The sequence below is a fragment of the Mucilaginibacter corticis genome (assembly GCF_007558865.1).
GTDB lineage: Bacteria > Bacteroidota > Bacteroidia > Sphingobacteriales > Sphingobacteriaceae > Mucilaginibacter > Mucilaginibacter corticis.
The window spans coordinates 2,087,329-2,105,176 of sequence record NZ_VLPK01000001.1; the positions used below are offsets into that span (position 1 = coordinate 2,087,329).

17 protein-coding genes are annotated in these 17,848 nt (G+C 43.7%); 11 read left to right on the top strand and 6 right to left on the bottom strand.

Annotated elements, in window-relative coordinates; all coding sequences use genetic code 11:
* Positions 1 to 27 precede the first annotated feature (27 nt).
* Both FO440_RS09185 and FO440_RS09190 read left to right on the top strand, forming a co-directional pair.
* Positions 28 to 1,092, top strand: a complete 1,065-nt coding sequence (locus FO440_RS09185; protein WP_222103947.1) for a hypothetical protein — start codon at positions 28 to 30, stop codon at positions 1,090 to 1,092.
* Between the two features lie 384 nt (positions 1,093 to 1,476).
* Positions 1,477 to 2,091, top strand: a complete 615-nt coding sequence (locus FO440_RS09190) for a trimeric intracellular cation channel family protein (protein WP_144247894.1) — start codon at positions 1,477 to 1,479, stop codon at positions 2,089 to 2,091.
* A 38-nt stretch (positions 2,092 to 2,129) separates the two neighbouring features.
* Here the strand turns inward: FO440_RS09190 and FO440_RS09195 are convergent, their stop codons facing one another.
* Positions 2,130 to 2,927 (bottom strand): carbon-nitrogen hydrolase family protein, encoded by a 798-nt coding sequence (locus FO440_RS09195; RefSeq protein WP_144247895.1) that lies wholly within the window; start codon positions 2,925 to 2,927, stop codon positions 2,130 to 2,132.
* Positions 2,928 to 2,994: 67 nt separating this feature from the next.
* The gene (locus FO440_RS09200; protein WP_222103948.1) at positions 2,995 to 3,342 is read right to left on the bottom strand and encodes a hypothetical protein; all 348 of its coding nucleotides are present in this window, start codon (positions 3,340 to 3,342) and stop codon (positions 2,995 to 2,997) included.
* A gap of 142 nt (positions 3,343 to 3,484) precedes the next feature.
* Between FO440_RS09200 and FO440_RS09205 the strand changes: the two genes are divergently transcribed.
* Positions 3,485 to 4,264, top strand: a complete 780-nt coding sequence (locus tag FO440_RS09205; RefSeq protein ID WP_144247896.1) for a DoxX family protein — start codon at positions 3,485 to 3,487, stop codon at positions 4,262 to 4,264.
* A gap of 78 nt (positions 4,265 to 4,342) precedes the next feature.
* On the opposite strand, the gene FO440_RS09210 is transcribed toward FO440_RS09205, so the two are convergent.
* Complete coding sequence (locus FO440_RS09210) at positions 4,343 to 4,729, bottom strand: VOC family protein (protein ID WP_144247897.1); 387 nt, start codon at positions 4,727 to 4,729, stop codon at positions 4,343 to 4,345.
* A 166-nt stretch (positions 4,730 to 4,895) separates the two neighbouring features.
* Here FO440_RS09210 and FO440_RS09215 point away from each other — a divergent pair, with 166 nt between their 5' ends.
* The 7 genes from FO440_RS09215 (at position 4,896) to FO440_RS09245 (ending at position 15,183) form a co-directional block, all read left to right on the top strand.
* Entirely contained in the window at positions 4,896 to 6,071 is a 1,176-nt protein-coding gene (locus tag FO440_RS09215) for an MFS transporter (RefSeq protein WP_144247898.1), read from the top strand.
* A gap of 5 nt (positions 6,072 to 6,076) precedes the next feature.
* Positions 6,077 to 6,760: a ribose 5-phosphate isomerase A gene (gene rpiA / locus FO440_RS09220; RefSeq protein WP_144247899.1), complete on the top strand. Its 684-nt coding sequence runs from the start codon at positions 6,077 to 6,079 to the stop codon at positions 6,758 to 6,760.
* A gap of 220 nt (positions 6,761 to 6,980) precedes the next feature.
* A complete protein-coding gene (locus tag FO440_RS09225; protein WP_144247900.1) occupies positions 6,981 to 9,257 on the top strand; it encodes a GH92 family glycosyl hydrolase in 2,277 nt (758 codons plus the stop codon).
* A gap of 11 nt (positions 9,258 to 9,268) precedes the next feature.
* Positions 9,269 to 10,042, top strand: a complete 774-nt coding sequence (locus tag FO440_RS09230) for a 3-keto-disaccharide hydrolase (protein ID WP_144247901.1) — start codon at positions 9,269 to 9,271, stop codon at positions 10,040 to 10,042.
* A gap of 71 nt (positions 10,043 to 10,113) precedes the next feature.
* Positions 10,114 to 10,722 carry an SMI1/KNR4 family protein gene (locus FO440_RS09235; RefSeq protein WP_144247902.1) on the top strand — a complete coding sequence of 203 codons (609 nt, stop codon included), beginning with the start codon at positions 10,114 to 10,116 and terminating at the stop codon, positions 10,720 to 10,722.
* Between the two features lie 171 nt (positions 10,723 to 10,893).
* A complete protein-coding gene (locus FO440_RS09240; protein WP_144247903.1) occupies positions 10,894 to 12,600 on the top strand; it encodes a sialate O-acetylesterase in 1,707 nt (568 codons plus the stop codon).
* A gap of 123 nt (positions 12,601 to 12,723) precedes the next feature.
* The gene (locus FO440_RS09245) at positions 12,724 to 15,183 is read left to right on the top strand and encodes a glutaminase family protein (RefSeq protein WP_144247904.1); all 2,460 of its coding nucleotides are present in this window, start codon (positions 12,724 to 12,726) and stop codon (positions 15,181 to 15,183) included.
* A gap of 78 nt (positions 15,184 to 15,261) precedes the next feature.
* Here FO440_RS09245 and FO440_RS09250 read toward each other — a convergent pair whose 3' ends face one another.
* Positions 15,262 to 15,864, bottom strand: a complete 603-nt coding sequence (locus FO440_RS09250; protein ID WP_144247905.1) for a hypothetical protein — start codon at positions 15,862 to 15,864, stop codon at positions 15,262 to 15,264.
* Positions 15,865 to 15,967: 103 nt separating this feature from the next.
* Between FO440_RS09250 and FO440_RS09255 the strand changes: the two genes are divergently transcribed.
* A complete protein-coding gene (locus FO440_RS09255; protein WP_144247906.1) occupies positions 15,968 to 16,192 on the top strand; it encodes a hypothetical protein in 225 nt (74 codons plus the stop codon).
* A 20-nt stretch (positions 16,193 to 16,212) separates the two neighbouring features.
* Here FO440_RS09255 and FO440_RS09260 read toward each other — a convergent pair whose 3' ends face one another.
* Positions 16,213 to 16,641 (bottom strand): lipocalin family protein, encoded by a 429-nt coding sequence (locus FO440_RS09260; RefSeq protein WP_144247907.1) that lies wholly within the window; start codon positions 16,639 to 16,641, stop codon positions 16,213 to 16,215.
* Between the two features lie 25 nt (positions 16,642 to 16,666).
* Complete coding sequence (locus FO440_RS09265; RefSeq protein ID WP_144247908.1) at positions 16,667 to 17,848, bottom strand: glycoside hydrolase family 27 protein; 1,182 nt, start codon at positions 17,846 to 17,848, stop codon at positions 16,667 to 16,669.

The window sequence follows — 17,848 nt, forward strand, 5'->3', positions numbered from 1 at the left end:
ATCTGCCTGCTGCTACGTTAAAGTAGTATGAGATTATTTAGGTTGATCCTGGTTTTGGTTGTAATCGTACTATCCGCTTGCGGAAAAAAGGATGGTACCCAACCTGCTACCGCCAATACCGGCAGCAAGGGCACTACCGGTACAACGGGCACTAAAGGCGGCACCGGCACGACAGGAACGACCGGCACCACCGGGAATACCGGTACCACGACCACCACCTGCAAAGCCCAACTGACCGACGCGGAGAACATTGCCATTTTTCCGGCTGATAATGCCTGGAACCAGGATGTATCAGCTGCCGCGGTTGACCCCTACAGCAGCCAGATCATCGCGCAATTCAGCACATCTAAATTAAAGGCCGACTTCGGCAGCGGCAACTATGACGGCGCGCCAATAGGCATTCCGTATGACGTAGTTTGCGGCAGCCAGCCAAAAGTATCCATCACTTTCAGGGCAAATGCCAATGACGGCAACTATGGCGATGAAAGCGACCCCGGCCCGTATCCCATCCCAGCTAACGCAGCCATTGAGGGCAACGGCGTGGGTGACTCGCATGTTATCGTGGTAGATAAAGACAACAAAAAGCTATATGAATTATACAACGCCAGTCTTACCGCTGGCAAATGGCAGGCATCGTCGGGCGCTGTGTTTGATCTGTCGTCCGACAAGCTGAGGCCAGCGGGCTGGACATCTGCGGACGCGGCGGGCTTGCCTATCTTCCCCGGCCTGGTGCGTTATGACGAGGTGCTGAAAGGTACAATTGATCACGCTATCCGTTTCACGCTGCAATCTGCAAATGTGAAGCCCGCTTATATTGCGCCCGCACGGCATAGTGTAAGCAGTAAAGGCGGCCAGTTTACTTCATTGCCGTTTGGAGCTAAGATCAGGCTAAAGGCCGGTTTTGACATCAGCGGCTTCTCGGCAACCAATAAGGTTATCCTCACCGCGCTTAAAAAATACGGACTGATCCTGGCCGACATCGGCAGTAACATGTACATCAGCGGCGCGCCTGACAGCCGGTGGAATAACGACGACCTGCAAAAACTGGGCACAATCCCTGCGTCTAACTTTGAGGTGGTGAAGTTTAATTAGGTTACACGGGTATCGGCGGCTTAGCCCGTAGTAAAAATTACCGTTTTTCTGGTATCAAACGTTTTACCGGTAGTAATTTTTGCCGTTTTTCGGGTATCCGGGGTTTTGCCGGTAGTAAAAAGTGGCATTTTTCGGGTATAAGCATGAATGCCGGTGTTAGGTTTTTATGCTAAATGATTGTTTATGAGTTGTTTGCTGTTTGTGGTAGATAAAAAAGCTTATTTTAAAAGTATTTCAAAGATCGTGGCTTCACAAAAGCCATTTGCATTTGGTCCCTTAAGCAAATGCCTGGTTGGCTTATAAATTTTAACCGAATTTTGGCGAAATAGTAATTTAACCATTACTTTCATACCGGTATTTCAAACAGCCGGTTACCAATTATTCATGATTGCATCTTTAGCGACATTTTCTTCGGTTATAGAAACGTTGGGTATTGTGGCTTTTGCTATGTCGGGTGTCTTTGCCGCCCTTGGTAAAAAGCTGGATATGTTTGGCGTACTGGTTATAGCATTTGTAACATCTGTCGGCGGTGGCACGGTTAGGGATTTGTTGATCGGTGCTACACCTGTTGCCTGGTTAAAGGATACGCATACCCTGCAGATCATATTGGTGACTACCATACTTACTTTATTGCTGCGTAAGCGCATTGGTAATTTTCAGCGTACGCTTATGGTTTTTGATGCTTTGGGGCTGGGCTTATTTACCGTTATCGGCATACAAAAAGGATTAGCTTTTGGGCTCAATCCCGGCGTTTGCGTTGCCTTAGGTACCATCAGCGGCTGTTTCGGCGGGGTGGTGCGCGACATATTGCTTAACCATATCCCGGCGCTTTTTCATGCCAAAGAGTTGTATGCTACCACTTGTATTGCGGGTGGTACAGTATACTTTTTGCTGAATGGTGTGTTGGATCAGGAAGCGGTGCAGACTATCGCTGCGCTTGTTATCAGTTCGTTCCGCATCATCTCCTATTTAAGAAAGTGGCACCTGCCCAGCTTATAAACTGATAAAGCGTAAAGATACCGAAAAACAGGCGCTTTTCAAAGCGAATTCGCATATAACTGTGGCTTAAAGCGCTTTGCCAGCAGTCCTGTTGCCAGTTCAGGATCGATGTCGGCAATTATCACACCCACTTGCCCATAACGCTCATGTATAATGCAGGTACCGTCTGGTGCTATGATAGACGATGCTGATTCAGGATATTGTGAAGCATAATTCGAGCTGGCAAAATATATGGTGTTCTCTAAGGCCCGCATCATTATGGCCTGTTCGTAATAGGGATTGTCTTTATGACGGTAACCTATAAGCATCGCCCCGTCAACATTACTGCCGTTACAATGCGGGTGGAACACAACTTTTGCATCATTACGTGCAGCCCATCGTACAGATTCGGGATACCTGAAACCTTCATGGCATATAGTGATGCCAAACTTAAGCCCGTTAACTTCAAAAATGCTGCGCTCTGTTCCCGGGATCCATATGGCGTCTTCGGTAGGGTCAAGTTGGTTTTTGGTCTGGTAGCCTAATACCTTACCTGTTTTATCAATTACATGGGCAAGATTTAATTTTCCGTTAGGTCCGTACCAATCCATCGGTAATATAATAGCGATGTTATTTTCGACAGCTATGGTGCAGACTTTGTTCAGCGCGGTTATCAATTTTTCTGGCGAGGTTTCTTCAATGGTCAATTCTTCCAGCGGATAACCGGGGATATACGACTCAGGAAAACAAATGATCTCCGCCTTTTGCCTTGCCGCGTCTTTAACCAATTTTTCAAGCCGGTGTAATCCGTCAGCTATTGATGACGGGAAAGGAGGGGAGGCAACGGCTATCTTCATGATAATGCTTTGAAGGTATAAACAGGCAATTAAGTTAGTAACTATCTATTTAATGTTAGCGCAATTTCTACTTTTTCCAAAAGGTAATGATCAAGCCACCAGCCACCACAAGTGCGCCACCAACTATAACAGGTATAGTGGGCAGGGTTTTAAATGTAAGGTAATTGATAACCTGCCATACTACAAACAAGGTAGCGATATACAGACCTACAACTTCGCCAAATTCTACCGGTGCCAGGTTCAGAAAAAAGCCATAACCAAATAATAGCAACATACCCAACAGCGCAAACAATATCCGGGTAGTACCCGAGTATTCGTAAATGGTTTTCCTGATCAGGGCATCACCGGTAACTTCTAAAGTAGTGGCAACTAATAAAAATATAATAGGGTGGATGTTTTGTAAATATTGTTTCATCGTAGATGCTATGGGTTTTGTCTAATATAAGCATAAATCGCCGCTTTTGCCTGTTTACAGGTTATTATCGAACAGCAAAGTGTTCAACATCTGCAGTTTTTTGATAAATTGCATTAACTAAATCGCACAATATCACTTTAATATGGAAAAATACAGTAGTATCTGGCGTTTGTTTTATGCCCTCGCCATCATCGGGATAGCCGTACAGCAAATGGTGCTGGGCATTTTTATGCCGGTAATTATCCCGCCCAATGCCCCGCTGCTTTCAGGCAGTTTAGCCTGCGTTTGGATCATCAGTGTTTTGCTGCTTTCAGCATCATTGGTAATTATCATTTCGGGTAGGTATGCGAGGGCCGCTTCATTATTGACAGGCGGGTTTCTACTGTTGCTATTTATTGTGTTTCATTTACCCTACCAGTTAAAAAATAATCTTCATTTTTTGGCCGGATGGTCTGACGCGTTGAAGATCCTGGCACTAAGCGGCGGCGCGTTTGTAGCTGCAGGCTCGGTAGCAACTAAAAGCAGGCTGGTAAAAACCATCCCCATTCTGCAAAGCTTTATCCCTTTAGGCCGTTTTTTCTTCGCCATAGACCTGTTGGTTGCAGGCATTATGCACTTTGTGTATATATCTTTTGTGGTTATGCTGGTGCCGGCGTGGATCCCGTGGCATATCTTTTGGAGTTACCTGGCGGGTATAGCGCTGATAGCAGGCGCGTTGGGCATTATCCTGGATATAAAACTGCAACTGGCGGCAACATTATTGGGTGCTGTTATTTTTATCTGGCTAATCACCCTGCATATTCCACGCGCCATTGCCGACCCTGTAAGCGGCCATGGCAATGAAATAGTGAGCGTATTTGAAGCGCTGGGCTTTAGCGGTATAGCGTTTTTAATAGCGGGTAATGCTAAGAAAAAGAGATAACCTCACCCCGGCCCTCTCCAACGGAGAGGGGGTAATAATATTTAAAAGTCCTCTCCTTTGGAGAGGATTTAGGAGAGGTCAATGCTCCTCTATCACCGATAAAATATTATGTGCCGGGTCCCTGAACCAAGCTATGTTTGGTCCCTTACCGTCACCGCGCACAATACCTTTATCATCTGTTTTTAAATGCTCGGTAGTATAATGCTCAAACACAACACCTTTTTTGGTAAGCTGGTCAACGGCATCGTCAATATTTTCCACCAAAAAATTCAGCACGGTAAAAGTTGCCGCCTCGTGGTTAGGCTTTGGATAGATCATGATATTGCTGCTGCCTGCAATATGCAACTCAAGTACACCCATTGGGTTATCACTTAGGGTTAGCCCTAAAATGTCGCCGTAAAATTGTTTAGCCTGCTGTAAATCGTTTACAGAAAAACTACTGAAAGCCTTTGAATCTTTAAACATAATTTTTTGTTTTTGCTAAGTTAATTTTCTTTGCAACGAGGTATGGTGGTTATAAACGCCAATTATAAAGGGCATTTAAGACATTAACATTTGGCTCTGTGATTAGTTTTTTATAACATCGCATTGATTTTTGAAAAATCACAGATATTTGCGCAACAACTTATCAATGAAAAGGATACTACCTGTAATCGTTATCGCCCAGTTTTTTTGTACTTCGGTTTGGTTTGCAGGCAATGCCTTTATGGGCGACATAGCCGAGCAGTTTCATTTTGACCCCGCAGATCTTACCCGGTTAAGCAGCTCGGTACAATTTGGGTTCATCGCCGGTACTCTAATCTTTGCCATCCTTAGCATAGCCGACAAGTTCTCGCCGGTAAAAGTTTTTTTTAGTTGTGCCATCATATCCGGCTTTATTAATTTAGGCGCAAGTATTGATCATATAACATTTGGCCATTTAATGTTATTCAGGTTTGCTACCGGGTTTTTCCTGGCGGGGATCTATCCTGTAGGCATGAAGATCGCTTCAGACCATTACCAACAGGGTTTGGGCAAATCATTGGGCTTTTTAGTAGGGGCCCTGGTATTGGGTACGGCATTTCCGCACCTGCTTTCAAGTATGGGTGCCTTTTTATCTTACAGGTTGGGAATCTATACCACATCTTTACTTTCTGCTTTGGGCGGTGTAGCTATATTGTTATTTGTGCCTGATGGTCCCGGGCGTCAGCAGGGGCAAAAACTTAATTTCTCAGGCTTTTTAAGCAACTTTAAAGACCCGCAGTTTAAGGCGGCCGCCTTTGGTTATTTTGGGCACATGTGGGAGCTGTACGGTTTTTGGGTTTTTGTACCGCTGATATTGAAGTTTTACGAAGAACACAATTCTGAGGCAAGTTATAATGTTCCGCTTTTATCATTTTTAATTATCGCTTCGGGTAGTATTTCCTGCGTTTTCAGTGGTATAATATCACAAAAACTTGGGGTCAGAAAAACTGCAGTTAATGCTTTGCTGATCTCCTGCGTTTGCTGTTTAATGTCACCATTGTTGTTTTTTAGCAATACAACAGAAGCTTTCATTGCTTTTATGTTTGTATGGAGTATGGCGGCCGTGGCCGATTCTCCGTTGCTCTCAACGCTTGTGGCACAAAACGCGCCGGCAGCATCAAAAGGCTCGGCTTTAACTATAGTAAACTGTATTGGCTTTGCTATCACTATTGTGAGCATCCAGTTTATCAGCAGTTTACGCACGTCCGGAAACGCATGGTATATTTATACATTGCTTGCCATAGGCCCGATATTGGGATTATCAGCATTGTCGGGCTATAAAGAGACAGATCCAACAACTTAAACATCATGGCAGACTACAAAATGGAAGCGGCAAAAGCTGCCATTCAATTTATAAAACCGGGACAAACCATTGGCGTAGGTGCCGGATCGACCATTGCTAATTTACTTGCTTTGTTAGCCGCTGATAAGGAATTGGCAGCTACGCTTAGTTTTGCAACGTCGTCGTTTAAAACCGCTAACCTAATAGCACAGCTTGGCTTTACATTACAAAGCAGCGCCCATGTAAAAAGCATCGACATTTATTTTGATGGCTGCGATCAGTTTGACGCGCAGCTTAACGCCCTGAAATGTGGCGGCGGCATCCACACGTCTGAAAAGATCATGGCCAGCCTGGCTAAAGAGTTCATACTATTGGGCGATGCGTCAAAATCAGTAGAAAAATTAGATACGACTTATCCTTTGGTCCTTGAAGTTTTGCCAACCGCTTTGCAGTTGGTGACACAATGGCTTCAAGAAAATATCCCGACTGCAAAAACCATCATGCGCATAAGCACACAAAAAGACGGTGCCGTTATTACCGAAAACGGCAACTATTTGTTAGATGTTTATTTTGCCGAAACCATGGGCCTTGACAAAATGAACGCCATAAAAATGGTACCCGGTGTTGTAGAGCATTCTTTGTTTTTGAGCATAGCATCTAAGGCGATAATTGCAGGTGAGAATGGGGTGAGGGTGATTGTGCCACAATAAAAATTGTCATTTCGAAACGAGGGACGAGTGAGAAATCTTATACAAGCGATCCGTAGTATTGCGTTCAAGATTTCTCGCTATGCTTCGAAATGACATTTTTTAAGTGCAAGCTAATTGTATCAAAACAATTACCAACCACACCCGCCATAAATAGCTAAAATTTCATAGTATTGAATACCAATACGTTTTAACCAATAAACGCCTTTTTTAATTCACTGTTATGAAAATAAAATATACTTTTTTAGCATTTTTTATGCTGGGCAGTACCGCTTTTGCGCAGCATAAGGTAAGCCATAAAACAGCCGCGGTAACTGCCGGCAAAACCCCGGCCGATTATGTCGACCTGTATATTGGTTCCATCAACCCTAAAACCCGCAGTACGGCACCTGTAATAAAAGCGCCGGGCGGTAACATGAACATCTTCCCCAATTTTACGCCTGATATGGAGGATTTTTACCTGGCCGATAAGATCTACGGTTTCCCGCTGGGTTTTGGTAACCTGATGATCAGCAAAGGTGATTTTAAAGCCGGGGCGCATGAGAATGCATCGGCTTTTGATCATGACCTGGAACCTGCTAAGCCTTACTATTACCAGGTTTTATTGGAAGACCCCAATATCAATACCGAGTACACCATGACTGATAACGCTGCCATCTTCCGGTTTACCATTCCGGCTAATCAGGCTACTAATTTGCTATTATCTGGTAATGCTGCCGTCGAAGTAATGGATAATAAAATCCTGCAAGGTTCGGGTGCTTCATTCGGTCGTCGTGGTGGCACGGCAGATAAGAGATATTTTTATGCCGAAGTAAGCAAAGCGGCATCAACCCATGGCGACTGGAAGGACGATGCTACCGCAGGTAACGGTCGTAACCGTGGCGGCGCCGGCAATTATTTGCATTGGGCAGCTTCACCACAACCACAAACAATTGAATTTAAAGTAGGCATCTCAAACATCAGCGAGCAGGATGCCAAAGCATCATTAGATAAAGAGATCGGCACATCAACCTTTGAGCAGGTAAAAGCTAAACTGAAAGACCGCTGGAACGCCGAACTGGGGCTGATAAAAATAAAGGGCGGTACCGAGCGCCAGCGCGGCATATTTTACAGCACACTTTACCGTACCCGCGCTTTGCGTATGGGCAATGTTTGGGATACCTACCGAAGTGCCTATGCGCTACAGGATTTGATAGAACCCAAAGAAACAGAAAAGGCTATCAATGGCTTTGTTGATGCTTATGAAAAAACCGGCTGGCTGACCAATTCGGGCGCTATGATCGGTAACCATTCTACATCAGTTATTGTGGATGCCTATTTTAAAGGCATCCGCGGGTTTGATGTGCAAAAGGCTTATGAAGGAATGCGTAAAAATCATACCGAAGGCACCATGATCCCCTGGAAGGATGGCGGGCATATTACCGAGCTGGAACAATGTTATTTTGATAAAGGCTTTTATCCGGCATTACCCGTCGACCCCAACGCTAACCCAAAACCAACCCTTGACCTGCATGACCGTCTGCCTTACCAGGTGAGGTGGACACCGACTTTAGAGGTAAAAGAATGGGTGCCCGAGGTAGATGGCTGGCACCGCAGGCAATCTGTTTCGGTAACGTTAGAACATTGTTATGACGACTGGTGCCTGGCCCAAATTGCCAAAGCATTGGGCAAGGATGACGATTATAAATTGTTTATGAAACGAGCGCATAATTACCAAAACCTGTATAAACCGGCAATAGGGCTAATGGCGCCAAAAACTGCCGATGGTAACTGGGTTGAGCCTTTTGACCCAAAATACTCAGGCGGTTTTGCCGGCGAGGGTTATTTTGCCGAATGTAATTCATGGGTTTATACCTGGAGTGTACAGCATGATATACAGGGGCTTATCAACCTGATGGGCAGCCGCAAAAACTTTACTGATAAATTGGACGAGCTGTTTACCACCGGCCATTCTATGGATAAATTAACTTTCTTGGGCCAATTCCCGGACATGACGGGATTGGTGGGTATGTATCCGCAGGGTAATGAACCTGCTTATCATATCCCATATTTATACAATTACGCGGGCCAGCCATGGAAAACACAAGCTAAAGTCAGGATGCTGATGGACCTGTGGTATGACATTACCCCGCAAGGTTTAGCGGGCGATGAAGACGGCGGCGCAACCTCAAGCTGGTACGTATTTAACGCCATGGGCTTTTATCCCCAATGCCCCGGCAGGCCTGTATTTGATATTGGCAGCCCGATATTTGATGAAACTACCATTAACGTAGGCGGCGGCAAAACCTTTGTGGTTGAAGCTAAAGGCGTATCGGCACAAAATAAATATATCCAGTCGGCAACGCTTAACGGGGTGGCGTTAAACAAACCGTGGATGAACAATAGCGATGTGGTAAAAGGCGGCAGGCTGGTACTGGTAATGGGTTCGCGCCCAAACAAAAGCTGGGGCAGCGCTCCGGGCGACGCGGCCCCGTCAATTTCTGAGGCGACGGTTAATTAAAAAGGGATCTGATGAAAAAGAACATACAACTATCCGGCGGGATCATTATGCTTGCTTTGTTAATTTTCGCGGCTTTTGCAGGTCATGCACAGACGCTTAATACCTTATCTGCTGCCGAAAAAGCCGCAGGCTGGAAACTGCTTTTTGACGGCAAGACTTTAAACGGATGGCACAGCTATTATGATACCGATAAACCATCAAAAGGCTGGAGTATTAAAGAAGGTTGCTTAAAGAACGCCAAAGGAAACGGCCGCCCGCGTACCGGTGGTGGCGACCTGGTGACTGATGATATATTCACCGATTTTGAATTTAGTTTTGAGTGGAACATTCAGCAGGGCGGTAACAGCGGTATTTATTACTTGATGCAGGAGCGCCAGCATAAACCCGGAACACTAATGTACCGTGGCGACGATGGCACCAGCGCCGTCGCATTTGAGTACCAGTTGGTTGATGATGAACGGCACCCGGATGTGTTGCAAAACGGCCCCATCCATGCTACAGGTTCGCTCTACGCGCTTATCCCGCCAAATAGTTCTAAAAAATTAAAACCAGCCGGCGAATTTAATGAGTCGCGCATTATTGTGAAGGGCAACCATATAGAACACTGGTTAAACGGCGCGAAGATCGTCAGCTTTGATTTGGGCAGCCAGGAGTTGCTTAACGCGATAGCCAACAGTAAGTACAAAGATGTACCGGGTTTTGCCAAGAAAGCAAAGACACATATTTTGTTGCAGGATCATGGAGATGAGATCCTGTTCCGGAATATGAAGATCCGGATATTGTAGAATATTAGATTTAACAGACGATACGCTGTTAAAATTGTAGACAAGGATTATATGGATTATAAATATATATATTGAATAATAAAAACACTGATGCTCAAGAATTAGCAATAAGTGATAGTGATATATTAGAAATAAATCATAACATTAAAGACAGTGGCTATTTGAAATTTATAACAGTCAGTAATGGAGGCTTTTTTTTTGATAATTCACTACAGATTTATTCTGTTAACAACATACCTGATTTCAGAAGTATTTATGCAATTAACGAAGTAATAAAACGAGCATACTCTTCAATTATAAAAGACGACTTCTTTTTTGCTCAAGAAATTTTTGGTAATCAATTTGGATTTACCTCAAATGGAATCGTGTTCTTGAACATCGAAACCGGAGAGAGGAATATAATTGCATCTGATTTTGATGATTGGATAAATGTTCTTAAATCTGACCTGAATTTCTTAACCGGAAAAAACATTATTCAGTCTTGGAATAATGCCAATGAGTCTATAGATTATAATGAACGTCTTTGTCCTAAAAAACCTTTTGTTATAGGGGGAGATTACAAAGTCGAAAACTTGTATCCGTCAGTTTTTCCGAAGTATCTCTTATTAAATGCCAATATTGCAAGTCAAATATTTAACCTTCCGGACGGAACTGCTGTAAAATTAAATATTAAAAGTTAATAAGATATTTCTTTATTACCATTGTTGGTGACAACACCAACAATAGAGAAAGCCTCGCACATCTGCGGGGCTTTTTTCTTCAAACGGCAATCGTTTGCACAAAATACGCTTCCACGTTGTTTTACTTCTTGGCTAAACATCGTATCCTTGTATAAACCACTTATAATCTTTATGAAAAAAATATTGTCATTCGCCTTTATAATATTCCTGGTAGGCAACGCCGCTTTTGCACAGGTTACCTTACCCGCCATATTTGGCGATAATATGGTACTGCAGCGCGGCATTCATGTGCCGGTTTATGGCTGGGCCACCGCGGGCGAAAAAGTGCAGGTTGATTTTATGGGTAAAACCTACACTACCACCACCGGTGCCGATGGTAAATGGCTGGTAAAGCTGGGCAGCTACAAAGCCGGCGGCCCTTATGAAATGCACATTAAAGGCACATCCATCACTATCGACTACAAAAACATTTTGATAGGCGAGGTATGGCTGGCATCGGGGCAATCAAACATGGAGTTCGGTATCCAGACAGAAAAACATGCCGCTGACGTTATCCCGAAAGCCACCGACAACCTGATCCATGTTTTTTATGTGCCAATGGCTTTGTCATTACAGCCCTTATATGATATTGCCAAACAACCCGCCGACTCGCCCAATGGTAAGTGGCTGGTTTGCTCGCCTGATGTAATGGCCAACCCAAAATTTGCCTGGCATGGTATTACCGCCGTGGGCTATTATTTCGCACAGCAGATCCGCAAAACCACCAATGTTCCGGTTGGGTTAATTGGCAGCTATCGCGGTGGTACGCCGGCACAATCGTGGATAACTGAAGATGGTTTAAAAGAAAGCCCGGCCTTTACCAAATATGTAGATATCCACAAAAAGCTGGTTGACAACTATGACAATGCTAAAGCCACCTATCCGCAAAGAATGGCACTTTACCAGGATAGCATGAAAGTATGGAACACTGAAGTGGGTAATCCTTATAGCGAGGCCATAAAGAAATGGCAAGACGATGTAGCGAAGGCAAAAGCGACTAATCAGCCGCAACCACCACAACCCCGACTGTCGCGCCGCACACCTATTTACCCTGCTGATCCGCTGGGTGGTTATAACTCGCCAACCATTTGCTATAATGGTGTGATAGCGCCGCTGCAAGGCTATGGCATAAAAGGAGTGATATGGTACCAGGGCGAAAGCAATGGCGATAACCTTGCCGACGCTGTTGAATATAAAGACCTTTTCCCGCGAATGATCAGCAACTGGCGAGAAAAATGGGGGCAGGGTAATTTCCCGTTCTTGTTTGTGCAATTGCCAAATTTCAGGAATCCGGCATCTGCACCGTCTGAAGGTAACTGGCCGTGGGTGCGCGAAGGGCAGCAAAATACATTAAAGGCTTTACCTAAAACCGGTATGGCTGTCGTTACCGATGCTGGCCAGGCAACAGATATCCACCCGGCCAATAAACTTGTGCCGGGCAACAGGCTTGCTCTGGTTGCCCGCCATGATATTTATGGCGAAAAGGTAGTTTCGTCAGGCCCTGTATATAAATCCATGAAGATTGACGGCGATAAGGTCATCATCAGCTTTAACGAAATAAATAAAGGACTGACAGCGGCAAGCCTTGTTGGCGATGATCTGGTAATTGCCGATGGACAGGAACTAAAAGGCTTTGGTATAGCCGGCGAAGATCATGTATTTGTTTGGGCAAAAGCGGTTATACAAGGCAATACGGTTGTGGTTAGCAGGGACGTTATTCCGAACCCGCAAGCGGTAAGATATAACTGGGCAGATAACCCGCCCGGAAACTTATATAATAAGGATGGCCTGCCTGCAAACCCGTTCCGTACAGACAATTGGCCCGCGCTTATTAAATGATTATTGAAAATAAATAAGCGATTTTAGCATAAAATGATGTTATTTAGCAAATAATTCTGTGTGATGTAAAATCGGCAGAATAATGCTATTAAAAACAAAATCCAACGAAACAAACTTAACTTCATGAAAAAAAATCTGTTATTTGGACTCGCGGCCATCCTGGCAAGTTTCCAATATACATCAGCACAGGAGCGCAAGGCGCCTTCTTATCCCCTGATCACGCATAATACTTATTTCAGCGTTTGGTCAAACTCTGATAAACTGGCCGAATCAACCACTACCCACTGGACCGGCGCAGACCAATCATTAATTGGTATTATTAATGTAGACGGTACTGATTACAGATTTTTAGGTAAAGAACCTGAGCAATACAAAACTATCTTGTCGGCATCTGACGAAAGATCATATCCTGTAAAATATACCACTACCAAACCTGATGGCGACTGGACTACATTACAATACGTACCTACCGATTGGAAAGACGGCGTATCGCCAATTGGTGACAGCCATGACGATAAACTGAAATGGACTACCAAAGATATCTGGATAAGGAGGGTATTTACCATTGCGCAAACCGACGATATCAATAAGTTGCTTTTGAAATTATCATGGGATGATAACATAGAAGTATCATTAAACGGCGAGCAGATCTTTGATCGTGTGGGTGTTAGCAAAGGCTTTGAAATGACCCCGATAGACAAAAGCAAGCTTAAGGTTGGTGATAACATCATTGCCATGCACGTGGTTAACACAGGCGGCGGCTCGCGTGCCGACGTTGGTTTGGTAGATAAAGAAAAACCATCTATCGCCAAAGAATTAGAAGTTGCTGATCAGAAAAGCGTTAACATCAATGCTACGCAAACAGTTTACCGCTTTACCGCGGGTAAAGTTGATCTTGACCTTACGTTCACTTCGCCATTGTTATTGTCTGATCTGAACCTGTTATCACGTCCGGTAAGCTACATCACCTACAAAGTAAAATCGAATGATGGCAAAACGCATGATGTGAAAGTGTTTTTCAGCGCTTCAACAAATCTTGCAGTTAACCAGTCGAAACAACCGGTTACCGCTTCAAAATACAGCACAGCTTCATTATCCCTGCTTAAAGCCGGAACGGATGAGCAGCCCATCCTTCAAAAAAATGGCGATGATGTGCGTATAGACTGGGGCTATGTTTACGTAGCTGCCCCAAAAACAACAGGCGCTACCCAATTCATTACCAATGCCAACGAATCTGTTAACGCATTCCGCAAAGGCAGCGTTGAAACAACCGTAACACAGGGTACTGGCCTGGCTTTAAACACGGTTATTCCATTTGGTAAAGTTGGCCCGGCGGGTACTTCAAAATTTATAGAGCTTGGATATGATGATATCTTCTCTATGCAATACTTTAAACAAAACTTAAGGCCATGGTGGAACAACTCGGGTAAAGAAACTATCGAGAGTCAGTTAACCAAAGCTGCTACCGAATACCCGGCGGTAGTACAAAAATGCGCCGCGTTTAACAAAAGCATGTATGCCGACGCTTTTAAAGCAGGCGGTAAAAAATATGCCGACCTATGCGTATTGGCTTATCGTCAAAGTATAGCTGCTCATATTTTAGTGAAAAGCCCGCAGGGCGAGATCCTTTGGTTCTCTAAAGAAAACTTTAGCGGCGGCTTTGTTAACACGGTCGACGTAACTTACCCATCGGCACCATTATACCTGATCTATAACCCTAAATTAATGCAAGGCATGCTGAACGGTATTTTCTACTTCAGCGAAAGCGGTAAGTTTGACCATAAATTTGCAGCACACGATCTGGGAAGCTACCCGCATGCTAATGGCCAAACTTATGGCGAAGGCATGCCGGTTGAAGAATCAGGCAACATGATCATCCTGACTGCCGCTATCTGTAAGGCACAAGGCAGTCCGGCTTATGCCAAACTGCATTGGAAAACCTTAAGTACCTGGGTTGATTACTTAGTGAAAGAAGGTTTTGACCCGGCTAACCAATTATGTACCGACGACTTTGCGGGCCACCTTGCACGTAACGCAAACTTATCTGTTAAAGCAATTGTGGGTATAGGTTGCTACGCGCAAATGGCAGAGTCATTAGGCGATAAATCGGCAGCTAAAAAATACCGTACCATTGCCAAAGAAATGGTAGGCAGATGGATGAAACTGGCAGGCGATAAAGACCACTATACCCTGACGTTTGAGAACCCGGGCAGCTGGAGTCAGAAATACAACCTGGTTTGGGATAAAGTATTGGGCCTTGACCTGTTCCCGCAATCAGTTTATGATACCGAGACCAAATTCTACCTGACCAAACAAAACGAATTTGGCTTACCGTTGGATAGCCGCAAAACTTACACAAAATCTGACTGGATCTTGTGGACTGCTACCTTTGCGCCAACCCGTAAAGAGTTTGATGCACTGGTTGACCCGGTTTACAAATACGCTTTAGAAACGCCAACCCGTGTACCGTTGAGCGATTGGCATGAAACTACTAATGGCAAACAAACAGGTTTCCAGGCGCGTAGTGTTATAGGTGGTTACTTTATGAAAGAACTGCATGATAAGCTACAGGCTAAAAAGTAAGATTCGTAAGATTTTATAATCATAGAGCGTCGCTTCAGTGTATGAAGCGACGCTTTTACTAAAGACTAAGTTTTCGTATTAGAACTCATGCGTATCATCTGTTAAGCTTTTATAATTTTCTGTAACGTCAGATAATGAGTCTAAAAAAAAGGCTAATCTCTCCATAACCTCACCAAAGTTTCTAATATTTAAATTTATTTTCTCGATAGAAATTAAGTTTCCTTTTTTATCCGTTGGATAACGAAATGACATAGAATTCGGATCATTTTTGTCGAATTCATGTATTAATCTTTCTGCATTTCGAAAATCTTCTTCGTCATTTTCCTCTCGAAAGTCATCATATAATATAATTAATTCGTCCCATAAGGTTTTCAAATTATGTGAATCAAACTTTACATTTTCATGTCCGCTACAATATCTCAATCCAATTATAATTTCTTTCAATCTTAACTCTATGTAATGGCGATAATTAAATACAATCGGATAAATTAAGACATCTATATCACCTCTTCCTAATTCTCTTTCCGAAATGCAGATTTTAATCAAACGATCAGCAGCAATTTTATAACCATCAGCATAAAACGAAAATTGTTGGAAACAGTATTTTAAAACAGCGTTGTTGCGTACATCCGGCAAATCGTCTCTAAATAGTATGTCATTATTAGTTGCAAAATCTCCCATAATTTTTCCAGCTTATTTATAAAAATAAGAAAAACTGATTTTGTTGATCATTTATCGGAATTTTTAGTTTAAAACAAGTGAGTGCAGACGATGTTTAAATACCATGAGATCACACACAGCAACCGGTATCTTCAGGGATATGGACCACGCGGAAGACGCGCAGCAATATTTACTGGCACAGGAGTTTACTGAAGACGACATCGTTACAGAAGCATTAAAAGACCAAACCGTACTTTTAAAGGTTCATGCCGATAACTCCATTGAAATGCAGGAAGCGGTTGATGTACTCAGAAACTATGGCGCGGTGGATATCACTATGACCAAATAAATACAGGGTAACGAATGCTGCTATGAATCTTCTTTGCTAAGCGTAATAGTTTGATCGACCGTCAGATCTGGCGATGATTCAGAACGATGTAGCTCTAAGCTGGTATTTGTGAGCGTATTAATGTCAAGCACTTGTGCTATACCGTTTTCGTTTGTTACACCTAATACTAATTTGTTGTTGCTTACTTTCCAGACGGTATTTTCTTCGGTATCGCTCTCCTTAATGAATGCTGTACCATTAACGTTAAACTGGTAAGAATCATTGCTGTTGAATGTAGTATCATGTCGTGTAATGCCCTGGTAGGTTTGATGTGTAATAGACTTTTTTACAAGCCACTTACCCACGATTTTGACAGATGCTGATCCGGAATTATCTTTTTTACAGCCTGTTGATGCGATAGCAAAAACTAAAACAACAATTGCCGTTAGGTTTATTAAGATCTTTTTCATTGGGTAATTTAGGCTTTAAATATGATTATTTAGCAGCAATTAATTTGATCATATTTACTCCATGCGGGGCAATCTTAGCGCTGTATGTATCGGTAAAGGTGCCCTTATCACTGTGGCTCCACAGGTCACGGATCTTTGCTTTTTTAGCGACATTGATATCCTTGAAATTAAGCGATAATGTAGCTTCTGTATCTTGCTTATTAAATATCACTACGGCTTTACTTCCGTCGTTTAATTGTTTTACCCATACCTCTTTTTGATCATCGCTGATAACGCGTGAGCCGGGTTTGGTGGCTTTGTCCTGGTCTACCGCTATGATCTCTTTGTTCAGCAGGATCTGTTTTGTGGCATCAAACATATTGCGTACATCATTACCCAGTATCAGCGGGGCGGATACCACGCTCCATAAACTAAACTGCGCCTTTTGCTCTTCGTAGGTTTGTTTATTGTTGCGCGGGTAATCAACAATTAAATTATCCGGGTCGTTCCAATGCCCGTTGCCAGCGTAGTTTTCTTTGCCTACAACCTGGCCCAGGTTTTCATACCAGTTTTTGTAAGTAACCTCGGGTGTGCGTTCAATAAACTTTACAATATCGCCGCCCGTGCGCCACATGTCCGCAATTTCAGCACCCCATAAATGCGTATCACCGCTTGAAAATATGCAGATCTCAAACATAATAGGCCTGCCTATAGCCCTTAGCGCCTTGCTCATGCGGGTGTGCAGCTCCCTGTCGGTATGGTTCTCTTTTTCGCCGCAGGCATCATATTTTAAATAATCTATACCCCACGCTGCATAGGTTTTAGCATCAAGCTCTTCGTGGTTGTAACTGCCCGGGTAACCCGCGCAAGTTTGTGTTCCGTTTGATGAGTAAATACCGATCTTTAACCCGCGCGCATGCAGGTAATCTGCCAGGTATTTCATCCCATGCGGAAAGCGTGAGGTATCCGCATATTGGCGGCCTTCCTTATCTCTTGTGGCGGCCATCCATCCGTCGTCCAACTGTAGTAGTTTATAGCCGGCATCCCTTAACCCGCTTTTAACCATGGCATCCGCCACTTCCATGATCTTTTTTTCATTGATCTTATCAATAAACGGGAACCAGCTCATCCAGCCCATTGGCGGCGTGGTAGTAATGGGTTTATCCTGTGCTTTTGCCGCGAATGCAATAGTGGCAATAAATGCCAGTGCAATAATAGGTTTTCTCAT

Excerpts from the sequence above, each read along its gene's own strand:
- FO440_RS09255 (WP_144247906.1), top strand. The coding sequence starts at position 15,968 with ATGAGATCACACACAGCAACCGGTATCTTCAGGGATATGGACCACGCG.
- FO440_RS09250 (WP_144247905.1), bottom strand. The coding sequence starts at position 15,864 with ATGGGAGATTTTGCAACTAATAATGACATACTATTTAGAGACGATTTG.
- FO440_RS09205 (WP_144247896.1), top strand. The coding sequence starts at position 3,485 with ATGGAAAAATACAGTAGTATCTGGCGTTTGTTTTATGCCCTCGCCATC.
- FO440_RS09210 (WP_144247897.1), bottom strand. The coding sequence starts at position 4,729 with ATGTTTAAAGATTCAAAGGCTTTCAGTAGTTTTTCTGTAAACGATTTA.
- FO440_RS09245 (WP_144247904.1), top strand. The coding sequence starts at position 12,724 with ATGAAAAAAAATCTGTTATTTGGACTCGCGGCCATCCTGGCAAGTTTC.
- FO440_RS09225 (WP_144247900.1), top strand. The coding sequence starts at position 6,981 with ATGAAAATAAAATATACTTTTTTAGCATTTTTTATGCTGGGCAGTACC.
- FO440_RS09260 (WP_144247907.1), bottom strand. The coding sequence starts at position 16,641 with ATGAAAAAGATCTTAATAAACCTAACGGCAATTGTTGTTTTAGTTTTT.
- FO440_RS09185 (WP_222103947.1), top strand. The coding sequence starts at position 28 with ATGAGATTATTTAGGTTGATCCTGGTTTTGGTTGTAATCGTACTATCC.
- FO440_RS09195 (WP_144247895.1), bottom strand. The coding sequence starts at position 2,927 with ATGAAGATAGCCGTTGCCTCCCCTCCTTTCCCGTCATCAATAGCTGAC.
- FO440_RS09230 (WP_144247901.1), top strand. The coding sequence starts at position 9,269 with ATGAAAAAGAACATACAACTATCCGGCGGGATCATTATGCTTGCTTTG.
- FO440_RS09215 (WP_144247898.1), top strand. The coding sequence starts at position 4,896 with ATGAAAAGGATACTACCTGTAATCGTTATCGCCCAGTTTTTTTGTACT.
- FO440_RS09190 (WP_144247894.1), top strand. The coding sequence starts at position 1,477 with ATGATTGCATCTTTAGCGACATTTTCTTCGGTTATAGAAACGTTGGGT.
- FO440_RS09200 (WP_222103948.1), bottom strand. The coding sequence starts at position 3,342 with ATGAAACAATATTTACAAAACATCCACCCTATTATATTTTTATTAGTT.
- rpiA (WP_144247899.1), top strand. The coding sequence starts at position 6,077 with ATGGCAGACTACAAAATGGAAGCGGCAAAAGCTGCCATTCAATTTATA.
- FO440_RS09240 (WP_144247903.1), top strand. The coding sequence starts at position 10,894 with ATGAAAAAAATATTGTCATTCGCCTTTATAATATTCCTGGTAGGCAAC.
- FO440_RS09265 (WP_144247908.1), bottom strand. The coding sequence starts at position 17,848 with ATGAGAAAACCTATTATTGCACTGGCATTTATTGCCACTATTGCATTC.